16 protein-coding genes are annotated in these 19,887 nt (G+C 42.9%); 8 read left to right on the top strand and 8 right to left on the bottom strand.

Annotation, left to right across the window (positions count from 1 at the left end; all coding sequences use genetic code 11):
- Positions 1-54 precede the first annotated feature (54 nt).
- Both BCU12_RS21180 and BCU12_RS21175 read right to left on the bottom strand, forming a co-directional pair.
- Entirely contained in the window at positions 55-2,508 is a 2,454-nt protein-coding gene (locus BCU12_RS21180; RefSeq protein ID WP_102406470.1) for an FtsX-like permease family protein, read from the bottom strand.
- Positions 2,505-3,197 (bottom strand): ABC transporter ATP-binding protein, encoded by a 693-nt coding sequence (locus BCU12_RS21175; protein ID WP_102406468.1) that lies wholly within the window; start codon positions 3,195-3,197, stop codon positions 2,505-2,507. Before BCU12_RS21175 ends, BCU12_RS21180 begins: the two co-directional genes overlap by 4 nt.
- Here BCU12_RS21175 and tesA point away from each other — a divergent pair.
- The 4 genes from tesA (at position 3,196) to BCU12_RS21155 (ending at position 8,904) form a co-directional block, all read left to right on the top strand.
- Positions 3,196-3,795: a multifunctional acyl-CoA thioesterase I/protease I/lysophospholipase L1 gene (gene tesA / locus BCU12_RS21170; protein WP_102406466.1), complete on the top strand. Its 600-nt coding sequence runs from the start codon at positions 3,196-3,198 to the stop codon at positions 3,793-3,795. The two genes, BCU12_RS21175 and tesA, sit on opposite strands and share 2 nt — an antisense overlap.
- 79 nt (positions 3,796-3,874) lie before the next feature.
- Complete coding sequence (gene fabV / locus BCU12_RS21165; protein WP_102406464.1) at positions 3,875-5,074, top strand: enoyl-ACP reductase FabV; 1,200 nt, start codon at positions 3,875-3,877, stop codon at positions 5,072-5,074.
- 187 nt (positions 5,075-5,261) lie between these two features.
- Positions 5,262-7,172 carry an EAL domain-containing protein gene (locus BCU12_RS21160; protein ID WP_102406494.1) on the top strand — a complete coding sequence of 637 codons (1,911 nt, stop codon included), beginning with the start codon at positions 5,262-5,264 and terminating at the stop codon, positions 7,170-7,172.
- A gap of 79 nt (positions 7,173-7,251) precedes the next feature.
- The gene (locus BCU12_RS21155) at positions 7,252-8,904 is read left to right on the top strand and encodes an ABC-ATPase domain-containing protein (RefSeq protein WP_102406462.1); all 1,653 of its coding nucleotides are present in this window, start codon (positions 7,252-7,254) and stop codon (positions 8,902-8,904) included.
- Positions 8,905-8,998: 94 nt separating this feature from the next.
- Here BCU12_RS21155 and BCU12_RS21150 read toward each other — a convergent pair whose 3' ends face one another.
- The 4 genes from BCU12_RS21150 to BCU12_RS21135 all read right to left on the bottom strand — a co-directional run bounded on the left by BCU12_RS21150 (position 8,999) and on the right by BCU12_RS21135 (position 11,830).
- Positions 8,999-9,616, bottom strand: coding sequence for a DNA-J related domain-containing protein (locus BCU12_RS21150; RefSeq protein ID WP_102406460.1), 618 nt, complete (start codon positions 9,614-9,616; stop codon positions 8,999-9,001).
- A gap of 216 nt (positions 9,617-9,832) precedes the next feature.
- Positions 9,833-10,153, bottom strand: a complete 321-nt coding sequence (gene cutA / locus BCU12_RS21145) for a divalent-cation tolerance protein CutA (RefSeq protein WP_102406458.1) — start codon at positions 10,151-10,153, stop codon at positions 9,833-9,835.
- 337 nt (positions 10,154-10,490) lie between these two features.
- On the bottom strand, positions 10,491-11,150 hold the full coding sequence (locus BCU12_RS21140; protein WP_102406456.1) for an HAD-IA family hydrolase: 660 nt from the start codon (positions 11,148-11,150) through the stop codon (positions 10,491-10,493).
- Between the two features lie 140 nt (positions 11,151-11,290).
- Positions 11,291-11,830: a flavodoxin gene (locus BCU12_RS21135; RefSeq protein ID WP_102406454.1), complete on the bottom strand. Its 540-nt coding sequence runs from the start codon at positions 11,828-11,830 to the stop codon at positions 11,291-11,293.
- A 239-nt stretch (positions 11,831-12,069) separates the two neighbouring features.
- Here BCU12_RS21135 and BCU12_RS21130 point away from each other — a divergent pair, with 239 nt between their 5' ends.
- Positions 12,070-12,543: a CreA family protein gene (locus BCU12_RS21130; protein WP_102406452.1), complete on the top strand. Its 474-nt coding sequence runs from the start codon at positions 12,070-12,072 to the stop codon at positions 12,541-12,543.
- A 280-nt stretch (positions 12,544-12,823) separates the two neighbouring features.
- Positions 12,824-14,128 (top strand): inosine/guanosine kinase, encoded by a 1,305-nt coding sequence (locus BCU12_RS21125; protein ID WP_102406450.1) that lies wholly within the window; start codon positions 12,824-12,826, stop codon positions 14,126-14,128.
- A gap of 110 nt (positions 14,129-14,238) precedes the next feature.
- Here BCU12_RS21125 and BCU12_RS21120 read toward each other — a convergent pair whose 3' ends face one another.
- Positions 14,239-17,079, bottom strand: a complete 2,841-nt coding sequence (locus tag BCU12_RS21120) for an ATP-binding protein (RefSeq protein WP_102406448.1) — start codon at positions 17,077-17,079, stop codon at positions 14,239-14,241.
- 80 nt (positions 17,080-17,159) lie between these two features.
- On the opposite strand from BCU12_RS21120, the gene torT reads away from it, so the two are divergent.
- Both torT and BCU12_RS21110 read left to right on the top strand, forming a co-directional pair.
- Positions 17,160-18,248 carry a TMAO reductase system periplasmic protein TorT gene (gene torT, locus BCU12_RS21115; RefSeq protein WP_241909888.1) on the top strand — a complete coding sequence of 363 codons (1,089 nt, stop codon included), beginning with the start codon at positions 17,160-17,162 and terminating at the stop codon, positions 18,246-18,248.
- Positions 18,249-18,297: 49 nt separating this feature from the next.
- Entirely contained in the window at positions 18,298-18,753 is a 456-nt protein-coding gene (locus BCU12_RS21110; RefSeq protein ID WP_102406444.1) for a methylglyoxal synthase, read from the top strand.
- A 59-nt stretch (positions 18,754-18,812) separates the two neighbouring features.
- Here BCU12_RS21110 and BCU12_RS21105 read toward each other — a convergent pair.
- On the bottom strand, positions 18,813-19,887 hold a 1,075-nt coding region (locus tag BCU12_RS21105), incomplete at its 5' end, for a UvrD-helicase domain-containing protein (RefSeq protein ID WP_157939896.1).

The following is a 19,887-nucleotide window of genomic DNA, read 5'->3' as shown; positions in this document are numbered from 1 at the left end:
CAAAACTTTATCCACCGTTTTTGTGGATAAGTGTAAAAACTGTATGAGTAAAGACTAATTAATCTCTTTGTTCATAGGGGTTAACAGTGTTTTAACCAAACTATTCACAACGATAAAAAGTGTGCAGAAAGCAATCATAGGGAGTACCAACCACAAAGAAATATGCCAAGAGTTTGGCAGCTCAAAACCAAATTTCAGTATCCCTGCCACTACCAACTCCGCCCCTAGGCTTGCCACGGTACCAGCCACTAATGCCATTAGCCCATATTCCGCCCAGATTGTACGGTTAATGAACTTATGCGTTGCACCTAGCGTTCGATACAGGCGCAATTCTAGCTGTCGTTGTGAAAGACTTAATTGCAGCAAAGTGAATATGAGCAACAAGCCTGCTACGCCACCTAACCCAGCCAGTAAAGTTATGGCCCAAACAAACTGTTTAAGTAGCTGTTCAATTTTGCTACCCATCTGCCGAATGTCCATCAAACTCACCGTTGGAAATTGGCGTGACAAGTTCGAAACTAACTCTTGATGACTGTCTTCAAGGCGGAAGCTCACTAAATAGCTCGCCATGTGTGATGACATCAAGTCTGGTGAAAAGATAAAGTAGAAGTTGGGCTTCATCTCTCGCCATTCTACCTGACGAATAGAGTTAACCTTTGCCTCGATGACTTGAGCACTTACTGTGAAGGTCAAAGTATCACCAATGCGAATGCCTAGATCTCTCGCAACTTCTGACTCCACTGAAACCCCTTTAACAGTGCTCCATTCCCCTTCAAGAACAGGATTGTAATCAGGCAGCGTTTCCCCCCAGGTAAAGTTAAGCTCTCGTCTTAGAGCGTCACTTTGTTCTTCCGCTCCTTCCTTCGCTTTAGCATCAACGCCATTAATTTGCGTCAATCTGCCGCGAATGATGGGGTAAGCTTGCGAACGTTCAACATTATTGTCATCAAGCTGAGACAGATAGTTGTCTTTTTCAAATTCAGAGATATTTAGGGCAAATGCATTCGCAGCATCAGCGGGTAAAGTTTGCTGCCAATCTTGAAGTAAATCGGTTCTAACTAGCCATAGCGTTGCCATTAACATCAAAGACAGCCCCAGAGCACTGTACTGCATACCCGTCATGACAGGGGTTCGATGGATTCGGTTTAGCGCCAATTGATAAGTAGGAGGAAGCGGAAATTTAGAGAGTAAACGAATCAACAATAAGCTAATAACGCCCAATACGACTAAGATGCCGACAAGACCACCAAGTAGCAACCAAACCATGGTATTAGACGCGTAATACACCAGCAATGGCACGATTGGAACCATTATCAAGCCATAGTAAGTCCGTTTTGCAGTCGAAGTGTTACTCGGCTGCATCGCTTCCGCAGCACCAGTATTCATTAAGTTAAGCAGAGGAATACCAATAGCCGGGATCGCGATTAATCCACACGTTGCCAAAGAGAAAACAAAAGGCGCAGAACCATAGCTAGGTAGATCTTCCGGGAGGATATCGGTCAGTGGTAATCGCAGTAGGTATTCCAACAATATTCCCGATGAATAACCAACGGCCGTCGATATCAACAACAGTATACTAATTTGGAGTAGCAGCCAGTGAGAAAGCCATCGCTTCGTCGCACCTAAGCTTTTCAACATGGCCAGTGTTGTTCTTCTTGAGGCCACGTAGTTTTGACACGTGAGAACCAAAGTGGCTGCTGCCATTAATATGACAATGGCCACACTTAAAGAGAGATATTGCGTCGTGTTGGTGAACACATCGCTTGTTCGACTTGCACTGTTCGTATCGCGCCAACGCTCGCTGGGCGTTAACGTCACTTCTTGTTTTAATTGATCAAGCTCTTCCCCTTTACCATTAAGAAACCACTGATAACGGACTCGACTGCCTACTTGAATTGCTCCCGTTTGAGCGATATCAGAATAATGGATGAGTACCGTTGGCATTTGTTGGAAAGGATTAAATGACAAGCCGGGCTCTTCAAGAATCGTTCCGGTCACTTTAAAGTCGGCATCACCTATTGCCAACGTATCACCGATCGCGACATTTAATTGGCTAAGTAAACGGCTATCTAACCAGAGTTCATTTTGACTGACGTTTTGTTTCTCGCCAGAACTGGTGCCCAACCTCATGGTTCCACGCAGTGGATAATTACCTTCCACCGCTTTAACCGAAACAAGCTGCATCTCAGAATCACTAAATGCCATGGTTGCGAAACTGGTGACCCGCGCTCCAACAATATTAGAATTGGACATCGCTTGTTCTAACTCATCTGGAATAGGATTTGATGAGCGAAAAACCAAATCGGCGGTTAACGCATCTTTGCCTTGTTTGACCACTACCTGCTCTATTCGCTCAGCAAGTGCTGACAGCGCAAAAACGCACGCAATGATTAACGATAATGACAAGGTAATAGGCCACAACTGCCCCTGACGAATCTCTTTTAGACTCCAACCTAGCAACCAGCGACTCTTGGACATTGCTACACCGTTATTTGATGCTTGATTCATTTATGCTTACCTACCGTCTCTGATTGAACCTGTCCAGATTGGAGGTGAATCGTTCGATCGCATTGACTTGCTAAGTCAAGGTCGTGCGTGACCAACACTAATGTCGTGCCGTGTTGTCTATTCAGATCAAAAAGAAGGTCAACCACTGTTTCTGCGGTTTTCTGATCAAGATTACCCGTGGGTTCGTCAGCAAAAAGAATCTTCGGGTTAATCATAAAGGCTCGAGCAAGGGCCACTCGTTGCTGTTCTCCGCCCGATAGTTGAGATGGAATGTGCTCAATGCGCTTCTCAAGACCTACCTGCTTTAACAGCTCCTTGGCACGGGACACATCCACATGACCGCCATTGAGTAGACATGGAAGAGTGACGTTTTCTAGTGCCGAAAGGGTCGGTACAAGTAGAAAGCTTTGAAATACAAACCCGACCTTGTTCGCTCTTAATGTCGCTCTTTGATCATCCGTCATGTCAGAGATAGAATCGCCCAACAAATCAATAGAACCTCTAGTGGGCGTGTCCAAACCTGCCAATAGAGTCATTAGGGTAGATTTACCCGCACCAGAAGTACCAACAATAGCAATGGTCTCTCCTTCTTTGACATCGATATCAATATCGTTAAGGATGGTAAGTGATTCGCGGTTATTCGAAATAACCTTTGATACTGACTTTGCACTAATAATGGATGTTTGCATGATTCGGCTATTTTCCTTAATTTTTATATTTTTATTCTCAAGCGTGGCAAGTAGCAGCACACTATTGGTGCTTGGTGATAGCCTAAGTGCAGGTTACAGAATGCCTATTGAGCAGGCATGGCCTTCACTATTGAGTAATGCTTTAAGTAAACATGATAAAACGATTCAGGTCATTAACGGTAGTATTTCTGGTGATACGACTGGGAATGGTCTTTCCAGATTACCTACGTTGATTCAAGAACATGCCCCAGACTACGTACTCATTGAGCTGGGTGCAAATGATGGATTACGAGGCTTTGCTCCGAATCTTGTTTCTAATACGTTAACGCAAATCATATCGATCACTAAAAAATCAGGTGCAACACCGATCTTAATGCAAATTCGAATTCCACCCAATTATGGTAAGCGCTATAGCGATGCTTTCTTCCAGATATACCCAAAACTCGCGCAACAAGAGAATATCCCTCTCATTCCTTTTTTCCTTGAGCAAGTAGTGATTAAACCAGAGTGGATGATGGAAGACGGTTTACACCCAAAGCCTATCGCTCAGCCGTGGGTTGCCGATTTTGTCGCGGGAGAGCTGTCTCAACATTTATAAATTTAATGGTCTAGCTCAATAACACAATCATAGGGTTAGGTTATCTTGGTCACTTGTTTGTTGTTAAAAGGTCCCTCAAATGGTTATCAAACCTATCATAAAAGGCATGGTCGCTCGTTCAGCACACCCTTATGGTTGTGAACAATCGATACTTGAGCAGATTCAGTTCGTCAAAAGTGCAGATCCAATCAAAGAAGGCCCTAAGCGCGTCCTCATCCTAGGCGCTTCTTCCGGCTTTGGCTTAGCTTCTCGAATTGCCCTCTCCTTCGGTGGCAGTCACGCGGACACTATTGGTGTCTCTTTAGAAAGAGGCCCAAAATCCAAAGGAGGAGCAAGCGCGGGTTGGTACAACAACTATTATTTTAAGCAACAAGCAGAAAAAGCAGGTCGCATTGCCATCAATATTGATGGCGATGCCTTTGCCAAAGACACTCGTACCAAAGTCATTGAAGCCATAGAGACCTACTTTGAAGGTGAGGTTGATTTAATCATCTACAGTTTAGCCACCGGCGTTCGCCCTAACCCAGCAACAGGGGAATTGTGGCGATCTTCCATTAAACCGATTGGGCAAGATTTAACAAGCAGCATTATCAGCTTAGAGGACGACAAGTGGGATGATGTCATTCTCAAAGCAGCCACTGAGCAAGAGACAGAAGAAACAATCAAAGTCATGGGTGGTGAAGATTGGGAAAGCTGGATAGACACACTGATTAACTCTGAATCCATCGCTCAAGGCTGTCAGACTATCGCTTTTTCTTACGTTGGTCCGGAGATTACACATCCTCTTTACCTAGACGGTACATTAGGCCGAGCGAAGATCGACCTCCATCAAACAAGTCATTCGTTAAACCTTAAACTCGCCAATTTTTCTGGTGGCGCGTACGCGACCGTATGCAAAGCGTTAGTGACGAAAGCCAGTGTGTACATCCCTGGTCTCACTCCTTATATCATCGCTCTTTACAAAGTCATGAAGCAAGAAGGTGTTCATGAGGGCTGTATTGAACAAATGCAACGCTTATTCCGAGATCGACTTTTTAACCAAAGCAAAGTGCCACTTGATGGCGAAAGATTACTCAGAATGGATGACTTTGAGCTAAAACCAGAGATTCAAAACAAAGTTTCTTTCCTTCTAAGTAAGATGAACCAAGACAATTTCAAAGAAATCGCAGATTACCAAGGGTTTAAGGCTGATTTTCTAAAACTTAATGGTTTCAATTATGAGGCGGTTAATTATAATGACCCAGTCAATATTGATGAATTTATAGATACAAGTGACTAATATATAAGGGTCTCATATTTAAGACTCTCATCAATGAACCAAGGCCCCAAGATTTAATGGGGCTTTTTTTTGGTACATTAGCGAAGCGTTCTTATAATTAAGAAGTTACATGACATTGAGCGAACAATTAGCCAGTCTCGAAGCACCGGAAGCCATCGTAGACTTTAATCATCAAGGAGCAATAGATATGTCAAAGATCGATGCTCAAAAACTAGCTATTCCAGCTTCCATGCTAGTCGGTTGGCAAAACACCTTAAACCTGCTTGCAGAAATCGTATCTGTACCTGCAGCACTCATCATGCGGGTTAGAACGTCAACTATAGAGGTATGTTGTGCTAATCACAGTACTACTTCTCCGTACTCCGTTGGTGACAGTGAAGAATTAGGCCAAGGACTCTATTGCGAAACAGTGATACGAGAAGGGAAAGAGTTGCTCATAGAAAATGCGACAACCAACCCTGAATGGTGTCAAAATCCAGATATCAAGCTAGGCATGATTGCCTACTGCGGCGTTCCACTCAATTGGCCGAATGGTGAACATTTTGGCACGATTTGTATCCTCGATGAAAAAGAGAACCCATTTACGCCAACCTACCGTAGCCTCTTAGACAGTTTTCGCTTGTCTATCGAATCTCAATTAACCACTCTTTATCAAAGTGAAAAGCTCTATATATTAAATAATGAACTCCAAAATCGAGTGAATAGTCGTACTAAAGACCTCGCAAGCTTAAACTATTCGCTAAACAAAGAAATTGATAAACGACGTGCGGCTGAGGAGCAAGTTCAATATCAAAAACTTCATGATATTGGAACAGGTTTTCTTAACAGGAACGCATTGGAAAAAGAATTGGCCTATCAGATTGAAAGCGCAATTGATCACGACATTGCTGTAGTTCATATCGGTTTTACCAATGGGCGACGATTGCAGTCAAAGTATGGCTACCACGAGTGGGATCTCATATTGACGCACTATCGATATAGACTGAACTCGTGCATACAAAATCTAGACGTCATTACGGCAAGACCTACATCGACTGATCTGGTTTTAATCGTCAAATCGAACCAATTAAAAGGCCAAGTTGAGGCTCTTTGTCATAGCCTGGTAGAAGTTGGGCATTCTGAGTTTATGGTTGAACAGGAAAGTGTTCACCTCCATGCTTATATAGGGATTGCAACATCGAAAGATACAGACAGTAGCCCTGAGCTCTTGAAGTATGCAGCGGAAGCCATGCTCTCTTGTAAAGATTCTGGCCACAAGTTCAGTTTTTACTCCCAGACATTTTCCGAAAGCCATAGCCACCTCAATCAACTTGAAAGTTACTTGCTGCAAGCAGTAAGAAGCGATGACCTGCTGCTTTACTTTCAACCAAAGGTGTCGCCTGTTACACATAAGTGGACAGGAGCAGAGGCTTTATTGCGCTGGCGTCACCCAATACTGGGTGATATTTCTAATGAGCGTTTAATCCATATTGCTGAGCAGAATGGATTGATCTTTGAAGTTGGTAACTTTGTATTACGATCCGCTGTTGAAAAAGCATCGCAATGGGCCAAATTCACATCCGACTTTAAAGTCGCGATTAATGTGTCTGCAATTCAACTTAAGAATGTCAACTTTGCGAATCAAGTAGAAGATCTTCTGGAAGCGTATCAACTTCCCGCCCACTTTCTAGAATTAGAGGTGACAGAAAGCGGTCTGATAGGTGATGAAGTTATTGCGCGAAATACACTGACGGCATTGCACGAATTAGGAGTGACGTTGTCACTCGACGACTTCGGTACTGGATATGCGTCATTCCAGTATCTTAAGAAGTATCCATTTGACTGTATCAAAATCGACAAAAGCTTTATTCAACAATTGGATTCAAGTGAAGAAGATAGAGCCATAGTTCGTTCCATCATAAGCGTTGCCAAAAAGCTTAATCTAAAAGTCATTACTGAAGGGATAGAAACCCTCAGTCAAGAAGCGTTCATCATCAGCGAAGGGTGTGAATATGGACAAGGCTATCTATACGGTAAGCCAATGCCATGCGATGAATTCGAGCTTGGTCTGATAAATCAAAATCAATCTGGCGATGACTCAAGAGCCTTGCCCCATTAAAGTATTGAATTGTCTTTGACTCTACAGGCGGTGGTTTCTATAATCGCCGCCCTAATGTATTTACGTGAGCAATTTGGATATGGACCAACTAACAGCCGTCCTCAAGAAACTAGAGAAACAAAATTACCGTGCCTACCAGCAAATTAAGGGCCAGTATGACTTTAGTGACTTTGAGTTACACATAGACCATATCCAAGCTGACCCTTATGCCTCTGCTTCTCGCTTCAGAGCAACCCGAGCATGGTCTTTAACCGGCTTAGAGTGGTTGAGAAACGAATCGATTGATTATCAGATCGCTGCGCGAGACTTTATCGCTCGTAGCTTCTCTGAATTCGCCAAACAAGACAATAATGTGAGCATTGCCCTAACTGGACAAACCGTATTAGACAGTACATCGGTTATTTTTTCAGAACACGGAATTGAATTACGCTTTCGCATCAACCTTCCTGCGGACGGACGCAGTATTCTAGCGAAGAAAGCACTCAACATCTTAACGTTCCATTTACCTAAGTTCATTCGCAAGTCAACGCTAGAAAGAGAGCTTAACAAAGACGCATTAGTTCAACACTGTGAAGTGATTGAAGATCAAGCGGCAATGCGCGCACAGCTTAAAGAAAACAAGCTCACTTCATTTATCGCTAATGGTAGCGTTCTTCCTCGTATCGCAGGTAATTCTGATTTTCCGATGAAAGATGCAGTGCCATTTACTGCACCGAAATCTTTGGAGATCTCCCTAAATACCCCGAACCAGGGCGTTGTTACTGGCATGGGAATTCCTACGGGAATCACACTTGTTGTTGGTGGAGGATTCCACGGAAAATCGACCTTATTAAACGCCATCGAGCGCTCAATCTACAACCACATACCAGGTGATGGTCGTGAAGGGGTCGTCACCGATACTAAAGCGATGAAAATTCGAGCAGAAGATGGGCGTAGTGTCCACCACTTGAATCTCTCGAACTATATAAATCACTTACCAATGGGTAAAGACACAACGGATTTCACAACACAAGACGCTTCAGGTTCTACTTCTCAAGCAGCATGGTTGCAAGAGTCGATAGAGGCTGGTACTCACGCAATCTTAATTGATGAAGACACTTCCGCTACCAATTTCATGATTCGCGATGAGAGAATGCAAGCCTTAGTATCGAAAGGCCAAGAGCCCATTACACCGTTAGTCGATCGTATAGGGCAATTAAGAGACTCGCTTGAAGTATCAACCATTATCGTTATGGGCGGCTCTGGTGATTACCTGGATGTGGCGGATACCGTGATTCAAATGCACGATTATCAACCTGTTGATGTCACAGAAAAAGCGAAAGAAGTGATTCTTAAGCATCCAAGCGAACGTACAAATGAATGCGAATCGACACTTGATACCTTTGCACCACGTTCAATCAATTGTGCAGCACTTCAAACGCTTCTGATTGATGGAAAATTCCGTGTTTCCGCAAAAGGAAAAGACGCGCTTCGTTTTGGCAAAGATTTCACTGATATCTCTGCATTGGAGCAATTAGAATCAAGCTCGGAAGTGAATGCAATGGGTTGGGCGATATTCCAGTTCGCGCAGAACTCTGGATGGAGTAAGGCGCCTGCTAACACATTTGAACAGCTTCTTGATGATAACTGGCACGTCAACATGCCTAAGAATGGTGACCTTGCAAAGCCACGAGTATTGGATGTGATGTCTGCGCTCAACAGAATGCGTAAAGCTCAGTTCAAATCCAATTAAAGAAGCACTATAGAAACAATGAAAGAAGAAAGGAAGATGACTAAACTGTCATCTTCCTTTTAGAAAATCTTAACTATAAAACCACGACAACCATTTAGTGACGGAGTATGTGCCACGCTTCGCACAAGATTCTAAATTTGTCCGCATTGCCATTTTCACGATCTGGATGCCATTTAAGCGCCAATTTACGCCAAGTTTTACGAATTTGTGCAGAGGTAGCATCAGACTTCAATTCAAACAAAGAAAGTGCTTTAGCTCTGTCCATGTCTTTGCCGTTAGTACTGCCCACAAATTCTCTATATCGGGTCCAGAATTCATTCAACAGGCGTTTTACCTCGCCCTCTTCCGCTTCATAATTTATCCATTGCGTATAATAATCACGAAGTGGATCTTCAACATCAATACAAAACTGATTCGCAACATTCGACGATAAAAGAGCAATATCCATTGCCTGTACCTGAAGCCAATTGTCAGGATAAAGGGTTTCCTGAAGTTGGTATAGCGCGTTCATGATAAGGAAGTTGCGTTTAAACAAATCCTTTTCTGGTTGCTCATCAAGAATAGGCACAAAACCTAATTCCGTTATATGGGACGCTAATGTATGAACTTTCCACCCAGAAGGATGTTTTCTCAACACCTCTAGAATTGGCCAAACCAAAGGGTTTTCCATATAGCTTTGAAAGCAGGTTGTTAGATTGTGTTCAGCGTTCATAACCAGTAAATGCAATGGGGTTTCTTTAATTGAAAAACACTCCCCCCTATTTGTCGAGTTATTCATACAGTTTGCTAGCGATGATATGAGCCCTGCGGCAAAAATCTATCTTCACCCACTACTTAACGCTGTACAGTTAGTGTTGAACTGAAGAGAGTCATGGCTAAATATAAGTATGATATAGACGACGCATACGATAAAAATCCTCTAGTTTCGTTAGTTACCGACGTTCGAGTTTATCCATTCTAGATATGGGTTTAAACCTTGGCTGAAAGGAACTTGTACAACCTGGGGTACGTCGTAGTCGTGCAAACGAACAATCAGTTCTTCTATTGCAGAATAAACATCAAGCTGTGTCTTAATCACAAGTAAGACTTCTTCACTTTTACAGAGCTCGCCTTCCCATAAGTAATGGCTTTCTATCGGCATGGTTTGTACACATGCAGCAAGGTGATCTTCGAAAAGCGCTTTTATTATTGTGTTGGAGAGTTCTTTGTTCGGAGTCGTTGTCAATATCATGCAGCAGTCAGAGTTCATGTTTTCTCCTCATTTTAACCAAATCACAACAAATCTATGAATTGCTTCTCAAACTTAGCATGAAAACTGTCGATAGGATTTAACAAACTGAGATGTAGGCTAAGATAGTTTACAAGCATCTAGTTCAAGATGCTGTAAAGCTGCCGAGAACACTTTATGACAAAAAATAATAATATAATAAATGACCCTACGAGCTGTCCCCTTTGTGCCAGCGATGATTTCTTAATCTCAGAGGATAACGAAACTCTCATTTGCGCCCAGTGCGGCTCTCATCTCAATCAAATATCTAACATCCAACCCGCAATACTCATACCTTGTTCATCTCTAGAAAACAAAACTATACACTCAATAAGCCACGTTGCTCACTGAGCCATTGTTGTATGGAAGTTAACTTTGAAAACGTTTCTACTTCGTTATGATCAATATGACTTAGAAGGAACGTTTTTACTCCCGCACTGATACCTGCTTCAATACCTTTCTTTGTGTCATCGACATAAATACACTCGGCCAACGAATACCCCATATTCATCGCCGCATAGCATATTAAATCTGGATCTGGCTTCCAACTGTTCGCTTCGAACGCTGAGAACATTTTTCCTTCGAAATATGGGGAAAGTTTTGTTAATTCAAGGGAGTATTGCATTTTTTCGAGTGGGCCATTGGAGACAACACAGTATTCCATGTCGTTATTACTCAGGTACTCTAACAGCTCATTGGCGCCATCCATTGCTTCCAGATCTTGCTCAAATAAGGTCTTTAATTCTTGGCGATATAGAGGCTCCAACACATCAAGCGAAATATTCACTCCTACATGCTCACATGCCGCGAGTAAGATATCAGCGAGCTTTCCACCCTCAAAATGTCTCAAGGCATCTTCTAATGGAAAGTGTATCTTAAACCGAGTAAAAACATTCACAAGAGCCTGGCAACATAAGCGTTCACTGTCGATCAACGTGCCATCACAGTCAAAAATTACGCACTTTATTTTCTGAGCCATTACTTGCCCTCTATTGCTTAGATTAACTCCATCATATTCAAAGTTAATACCGAGGACAGGATCTATCTAACACTACGAATGACTGCATGTAAGCAATGATGAAAAACTGCGAGCGAGTCACTGTTTTCAGAATCGTTACTTTACATTAACTCAATATATACACTTATATCAGCGCTATCCGTAGTTGCTTTGCGCTCAATGAGATCAACAATGAAAGAGTCACGTACTGTCTCTATCGAATGATTTAGTTGGGAAATAAGGTCATGATCACAAGCAAAATCAGACACCAAAAGAGTGTCATCCGATCGCGTTACAATTGCAGCAGAGATAGGCTTTCCACCGATAAACCCAACATACAACTCGCAAGGATCCGACAGTATTATTTGGGTAAAGAACTCTAATACATTCGCTTTTTCTTTCTCATCACTCCACCAAGAAGACTGCAGTAATGAAAACATCACAGTAAGTCGGTGGAAATCGACAAGGTAAACATCATCGGGTGCAAAGATCTCTACTGGATTGGCTTTGTGTTCCGACCAATTACGGTACTCCGCTTGAGATAACCTCGCTTGGTAAAGGGCTTTACCAACCAGACTTTCTTTCGTCGGGAACTTAACGTCAACATGTTGAAACAGCCATTGATTTTTAATATCGGAGATAGGAAGCGAAGTGATTGACATGCATTAGATCCAGATAAGAAAGTTGTTTGAGAATAACGATACTTATCGATAGCCACAAGGCTTTTACGAAAACCTTTCTCAGAATGCAAAGTCACAACACTTGGCTAACCAATGACTTTATCTGAATGCAGTTCGTTCTTAATTCACCAATTCTATTCATAATTGATGAATTATGGGGTTACCATATTGTATTGACTCTTATACACTCAGGATTCACCTGATTAAATGAGCATGAATAGATGATCAAGAAAATAGCACTCATAGCGGCAACCGCATTGACACTAGCGGCATGCGACAGTAGCGAAGTGGGCGACGTAAGTTTAGGGATGTTCACTCTCAAAGACATAAAAATGTCATCGCTCGATGATGACAAGATTTCTGGTGTTACCTGCCATATTGCATCGATTGAAGCCAACCTTAGCCTTTCAGACCCAAGTGACAGCTCTATTTCATGTCGTCAAACAGGCGATATTACTCCTGAGATGATAGCCACAATCGATAAAAGTAAATCCGGTGAAGTCGTCTTCAAAAAATCAAAAAGCATTTTCTTTAAAACAATGAAAGTTAGACGTATCTATGATGCTGAAAACCAGACCTTGCTTTACTTGTCTTATACAACTAAAGAGACGGATGGCAGTTTCAAACACAGTCTGTCTACAGTGCCATTGTGGGGAACGAAGGCATACGTAGAGCCAGCTATTACAGCCCAATAAATACCAATTATTAGCGTCTAATTAGCCCTCAAAATGTTTGGGTCACAATGAACTTCACGTTGTTTATTGTTGGCCCTTTCTAGTTTCAGTTTCTGTAGTGTTACTCTAAGGTTCGTTGAATAAACCGTATGCCTTTGTTTCATTATCGCCAGCACCTCTTCGCGTAACGTCCACTCATCCTGAACACCGTAATCTCATCCGTCATAATTATGTAATTCCAATGTAACGAAAGATTCATTGTGTGATATAATTCAATAAAATCCTCAACTACTCTGTTCTCATGAAATTTCCTGGACAACGTAAATCTAAGCACTACTTCCCAACTCACGCTCGAGATCCATTAGTTAATCAAATTCAACAAACGCCTAAGTTACATCGCCCTATCATTGTCGGCGTTGGTCAAACGATCGTTGATATCGAAGCAAGAGTTGATGATGCATTTCTTGAAAGATACGAACTCAGCAAAGGGCATTCGTTAGTCTTAGAAGAGAGTAAGGCGGATGATTTGTACAATGAACTGGTAGAGTCCGGCCTCATTACCCATCAGTACCCGGGTGATACCATTGGAAATACACTTCACAACTATTCGGTATTAGCGGATAGCAAGTCGGTTTTGCTTGGGGTGATGTCAAAGAACATAGAAGTGGGCTCGTACGCTTATCGATACCTTTGCCGCACGTCTTCTCGTATGAATTTAAACCACCTTCAAATGGTTGATGGGCCGATTGGCCGCTGTTACACATTGATTTCAAACGATGGTGAACGCACGTTTGCTATCAATGAAGGCCACATGAATAAGCTGCGTCCAGATAGCATCCCTGAAGATGTTTTCGATAAAGCCTCTGCACTTGTGGTGTCATCGTATTTAATGCGTGGGAAACCTGAAGACCCAATGCCTCAGGCCGTCGCCCGCTCGATAGAAATCGCTAAACAGAAAAACATTCCTGTCGTTCTTACTCTTGGGACAAAGTATGTCATCGAAGGTTCTGAAAAGTGGTGGCAAGACTACATCAAAGAAAACATCACCATTATCGCGATGAACGAAGAAGAAGGCGAAGCGTTAACAGGTGAGAAAGACCCACTAGTAGCGGCTGATAAAGCGCTTGAATGGGTAGACCTTGTACTGTGCACGGCTGGGCCTATCGGACTCTACATGGCTGGCTATGTGGATGACTCAGCCAAACGAGAAACAGAACTTGCTTTGCTGCCAGGCAACATTCCAGAATTCAATCGATTCGAATTCAGTCGTTCAATGCGTCAATCAGATTGTCAAAAGCCAGTTAAAATCTATTCCCACATAGGCCCTTATTTAGGTGGTCCTTTAGAAATCAAAAATACAAACGGCGCGGGCGATGGTGCACTTTCGGCATTACTTCATGATATGGCAGCCAACAGCTATCACGAAACAAACGTGCCTAACTCTGCCAAACACGACAATCCATACCTAACCTATTCCTCGCTTTCTCAGGTATGTAAATACGCGAACCGCGTAAGCTACGAAGTACTAACACAGCACTCTCCTCGCCTATCTAGAGCGCTTCCAGAAAGAGAAGATAGCCTAGAAGAGACCTATTGGGATCGCTAGGGACGTTAAGAACCTTCGGATAGGAATTTAAAACTCAGGCATATTGTCCTGAGTTTTTTTCATTCATCGCTTGGTCATTGACTAAGTGATGCGTTGACTAAGTGTCTCAGCTAGGTGTTCACATTTTCAATCAAGCTACTCAGAGCTGTTCTCGATTGCGATATTTGCTCTGCCAAATGACTCTTAGCTTCGGAATACTTAGAGACAGGGTCAGACGATTTTTCTATCGCCAAACACGTTTCATACAAAGCCGTTAAACCTAGGCTTGAAGCAGACCCTTTAAGTTTATGAGCTGTTGCTTTGATTTCCACAGCGTTACCATCCTTTTCGGACAGCTCGAACTTGGCATGTGCTTCATTGCAACCATCAACAAACAACCTCACCATTTCTTCAACGGATGACTTCCCTAAGATTTCAAGATCGGCGAGTAACACAGCTTTATCTATAATTTCAGACGTAGTATCAACGTTAACCGTAGCCTGAATATTAATTTCCGCTTCCTCCCCTTTACGTGCTCGTTTCTGAGTATCAGGAGAGCTGTCCAGTTGACGACCATTTGTACTGATCAATGAATTGATTGTTTGGGACAACAGATCTCTGTCGATAGGTTTCGCTAGATAGCCATCGAAGCCTGCGCTTAAGTAACGTTCGACCTCTTCATCAAAAACATGCGCCGAAACCGCAACCATAGGGACAGAAATTGTTGCTTGTTTAAACTCTTGTAACAGCTCTACGCCAGAACAATCAGGTAGGTTGATATCCATTAGAACGATATCAATCGTCTTTTGCGCTAATTGTTGCTCAAACAGCACTCTCGCTTCTTTTCCTGTGTGCGCTACCGTCACATGATGACCTAAGCTATTAAGGAAGCCTTCTGCAACAAGGCAATTAACTAAGTTATCCTCCACCAACAGCACACTAAGAGCGCGTTGTTTGTCATTGCTCGTTTTTTCGAACGTGATTTGTGAAGTTTCATTTCCCGATGTCTTTATAGGATGTTGTGAACACGCCTCTAAAGGTATGGTCGCAATAAAGCTACTGCCACTGCCGACTTCAGAATCAACAACTAAAGTTCCTCCCATAGCAGTGACAAGACGATGGCTGATTGCCAAGCCTAAACCCGTACCGCCTTTGGAAACATCACTCTCAGTCGCTTGGGTAAACGCATCAAACAAATGACTTTGATCTTCTTCGGATATACCAATACCTGAGTCTGTAACCTCAAATACTAGGTTAGTGTCACTGCCTGGCTCTGGCTTCGGCTCTGCGTGTACGTAGATATCGATGTAGCCTGAGTCCGTAAACTTCACAGCATTCCCAACCAAATTACTCAACACCTGAATAATCCTGGTCTTATCACCGAGCCAATAGGTTTTAACGTCACTTTCAATACACAGATTAATGTCTAGCCCTTTCTCTTGAGCAGAAGCGTTGAACAGACGATAAACATCATTCACCGAGCGATGCAAATCAAAATCCGTCGGCCGTATCTCTAAGTATCCCGCTTCAATTTTCGAATAGTCCAAAATGTCATTGAGTATCATCAATAGCGTTTTACCACTGCTATCAATTACGCTTAGATAGTTTGTTTGTAATGTATTCAGTGGCGTGTCTTTCAGCAGCTGAATCGTGCCCAATACTCCATTCATCGGTGTTCGAATTTCGTGACTCATGGTCGCCAAAAAAGCAGATTTAGCCTTATTCGCTTGCTCCGCCGACACTTTTGCCAAAGCAGTGTCACGGGCAACAACAATTGCTTTCCCCATATCAGCAAGCTCATCGTTGCCTTCGGTTTTCACTTGCACGTTAAGGTCGCCCGCTGAAATAGAGCGTAAAGCTGAAGCGTATTCGTCTAAACGAATCACGACTTGCTTATACACGACTCGCCAAACAATTAATGCCGCCAGTATAAAGCCGGTAATAGCCAGCAAAGCCAGTGTCCATTGTGCTTTTGAGAGTGTCGATTTTACATTGTCGACCGCTATCGTTGTCGACGCATTGGATTCATCGATTAACTGATTCACCGTGGTATTCAGATCCACCATTTGTCGCATATTTTCTTGTATCAATTGTGCAAGAGACAGATCGCTTTCGTGTCTCAGATGCAACGCTTCAAAGACCTCACTGCGATGTTCGAGTTTCTGAAGTAAAGCGTCCATTTGCACTGAGCGAGTGGGATCTTCTACCGCTTCAACTCTTCGCTGCATGATAGAAAGATTATTGGAAAACTCGACGCGTATTTGTTCGATACGGTCAATATCGGCCACCGTCGCCATCTCTTCGATTTGATTTAATATCTTATGCGATAGAAGATGAAATTCATGGAGACGCTCTGAGAGATCAAGATCGACTTCAACCAAATCATCTAACGCGTTGTAAACCGACTCGACTTGGTTTTTGTCTAATAATTGGTAGATATGAGTGACATTGGCGACAGCAATAGTGCTCGTATTCAAAACTTGAGTTCTTGCTAGTTCTTCTAATTCCGTGGCTAACATACGCATGGACTGTATCTGCACATTAACGGCTGAAGAATAGATAAGCTTTTCCTCAACGACAATCCCAAGTTGGGCGAGCGTGTTAATGATATCCTGAACGTTTTGTTCCAACCTATCAAGCAACGCTGTATCAAAGGTGTCTGAGCCAAGCAAGCTGATGTGAGACAGTAGAGTTTCTAACTGTCGAAATAAAGTTGTCCCAGTTTGTTGGTGTTCGAGCTCGGTTTTAGAGTGAGTTAACGCTTGAGCTGAAGTTATAATACGAGCACTAAGCTCTGAGACTTTTCTCGCCTCAATCATTGAAGGGATAGCTCGGTTGACGACATTTCGTTCCGTCTGCGCGACATACGAAAAGCTCAGAACTCCTACCAAGGCAGACATCAAAACAATCAGCGCCATTGCCGAAAAGGAAATGAGCAGCTTTCGTCCTATACTCGCTTTAGCCAACAACATAATAAAACTTCGCTTCTTAAGTTTTTAATATTCAGCTATATTTTGCAGTGTTTATGACTATTATGCCAATGAATAACTCGATGTTGACACTACCCGACTTTCAGACAGCCAAACGACGCACTCGCATGAGAACTAAGGCCTCAAGCGGAAACTTCGCCTATTCATTGCCGACGTTTCTTTTACCCCTGCTTTTATCGCTCGTATCGCAATTTGTAGCAGCGACGCCCAATCAAAAATCAGGCGTCGAACATCCATTTAAGGTATGTACCGTTTACCCCCATTTAAAAGATTCTTACTGGCTGTCCGTTAATTATGGAATGGTAGAGCAAGCGAGAGATTTGAATATCGAGCTAAAAGTCTTTGAATCCGGTGGATACTCAAACCAAATTAAGCAACAACAACAATTGGTCGATTGCGTTGAATGGGGGGCCGATGCGATTATTCTGGGCACTGTATCTCCAGATCTTTACCAACATTCATTAAGAGATCTTATTGGGCAGACACCTGTTTTCGCGACAGTTAATCACCTAGAGCTGGACACGTTTCATTCGAAGTACTTAAAAGGAAAGGTTGGTGTAGATTGGTATCAAATGGGCTTCTTGACTGGACAATACTTAGCGAGCCAGCATCCACTAAACTCTGGGCGTGTGAACATTTCGCTTTTTCCCGGCCCTGACTCCAGTGGCGGCACCAAACCCGCGATTAAAGGTTTCTACGATGCAATAAAAGGCAGCGACGTCCATATTATTGACACACTCTGGGCAGATAATGATAAAGAGTTACAGCGAAATCTAGTCCAAGAGAGCTTGCAACAATACGATGTCGAATACATCGTGGGTAGCGCCGTTGCAACAGAAGCGGCTATCAGTGAAATAAGATCAAAGGATGGAGAAGAACAAGCTAAGTTAGTCTCAATCTATTTAAGTCATGGGGTTTACCGAGGCATCATTCGTGGGCGGGTTGAGTTTTCACCAACCGATCAAATGGTTGAACAAGGCAGGCTATCGGTCCTTCAAGCCTATGATTATTTGACGGGGAATCCCTACGAATATGCTCAGGCACCAATAATCCAAGTCATCACGCCAACGGATACTTTAGAAAATAGAATCGATAATTCTCTATCTCCATCAGGGTACAGACCTACTTTTTCAGTCGAAAGTATTGATTAGTCGCTTTTTATTCATAATGATAGAGAGAATAATTGATAAGGAACCCTACATGGACAAAACAACTCGCACCATGCCAGCGCATAAGAACATCGCATTGGTTGCACACGATCACTACAAGCCGGAACTTCTGCGCTGGGTGACAGAAAACAAAGAGAAACTTCAAGGACACTTCCTTTATGCCACTGGCACGACAGGGCACATGCTAAGCAAAGAAACCGGGCTAGCAATCAAGAGCCTAATTAGCGGACCAATGGGTGGCGACCAGCAATTAGGTGCACTGATATCAGAAGGGAAAATTGATGTAATGATTTTCTTCTGGGATCCATTGAATGCCGTTCCACACGATCCCGATGTGAAAGCCTTGCTGCGTATCGCCAGTGTTTGGAACATTCCTGTTGCAACCAATCGTGCAACCGCTAAGTTCCTAATCGAATCACCACTGATTGAGCAAGAAATCGAAATTGAAATTCCAGATTACGAAGCTTATTTAGCCAAAAGAACGTAATCTAATACAGACAATACGCAAACGCGCTTGTCGGCATGTGTCACAAGCGCTTTTTTAGGTTATTTTTGTTTGATCACGTCATAATTCGAGGTATCAAGCTCTTTCACAAAAGACGACCCATCACCAGAATAGCAAATCCAAACCTTTTCCTTCGCTCGTGTCATTGCGACATAAAAGAGTCGCCTCTCTTCTGCATACGCAAAATCATCACTCGATTGAGTCAATGCGCTATTCAGGTGCAACGATTTCACTTTGCTTGGAAATTGCCCTTCTTCAACCGAAAGAATCATAACAAAGTCGGCTTCCTTACCTTTACTCGCATGACATGTCATGAATTCAATATTCAAATCGGTGAATTGCTTTTTCCAATCGCCTAGCAATTCGGGTTTGTGATAATGGTTTCTGCCAAGTAATAGGACAGATTTCGTGAGCTTATTTTTTGCACTGGCATTTAGTTTATCCAGTACTTTTTCGACACGGCTCATGGGTGCCAGATAAACGCACTTTTGTTTGACTGTCTTATGACTATTCAGATCTTTTGCTAATTGAGCAGGGTTCTGCTGAATAAAGAGATTAGCAACCGCGCCAATCTGACTATTGAAACGATACGTAGTATCAAGATAGTGAACGGTAGACTGTGGAAAACGCTTCTCGAACCCTATCGTTAAATCAACATCTGAGCCTGCAAATTGATAAATAGACTGCCAATCGTCCCCTACCGCGAAGAGCACGCAGCGTCTTTCACTGCTATGTTGGTTACACAAGGCTTCTATCAATGCTAAGCGATCGGGTGAAATGTCTTGGTATTCATCGATCATGACATAGCGCCACTGACCCTTGAATTTGTTCTTGATGACATAGTCCGTGGCTCGACGAATCATCATATTGAAATCAATGTGATTCCGCTCTTTTAACATTTGCTGCCACACCTGATAGCAAGGCCACACTAATGAGAGCTCACTGTTGAGGCGAGTGTAATCTGCATGTGAGATCAGCTGCTCTTGAATTTGCTTTTTCGTAAGGCCAGATGCAGAAAGCTGACTGAGTTGCTTATCCAACCAAGCAATTAACTTCGGGTCTTCAACATGACTGCCTAACTCATCATCACCCGCTAAATACGCGATTGGCCACTTC

The sequence above is a fragment of the Vibrio sp. 10N.261.55.A7 genome, from assembly GCF_002877365.1.
GTDB lineage: Bacteria > Pseudomonadota > Gammaproteobacteria > Enterobacterales > Vibrionaceae > Vibrio.
This window is presented reverse-complemented; position numbering and strand designations above follow the sequence as displayed.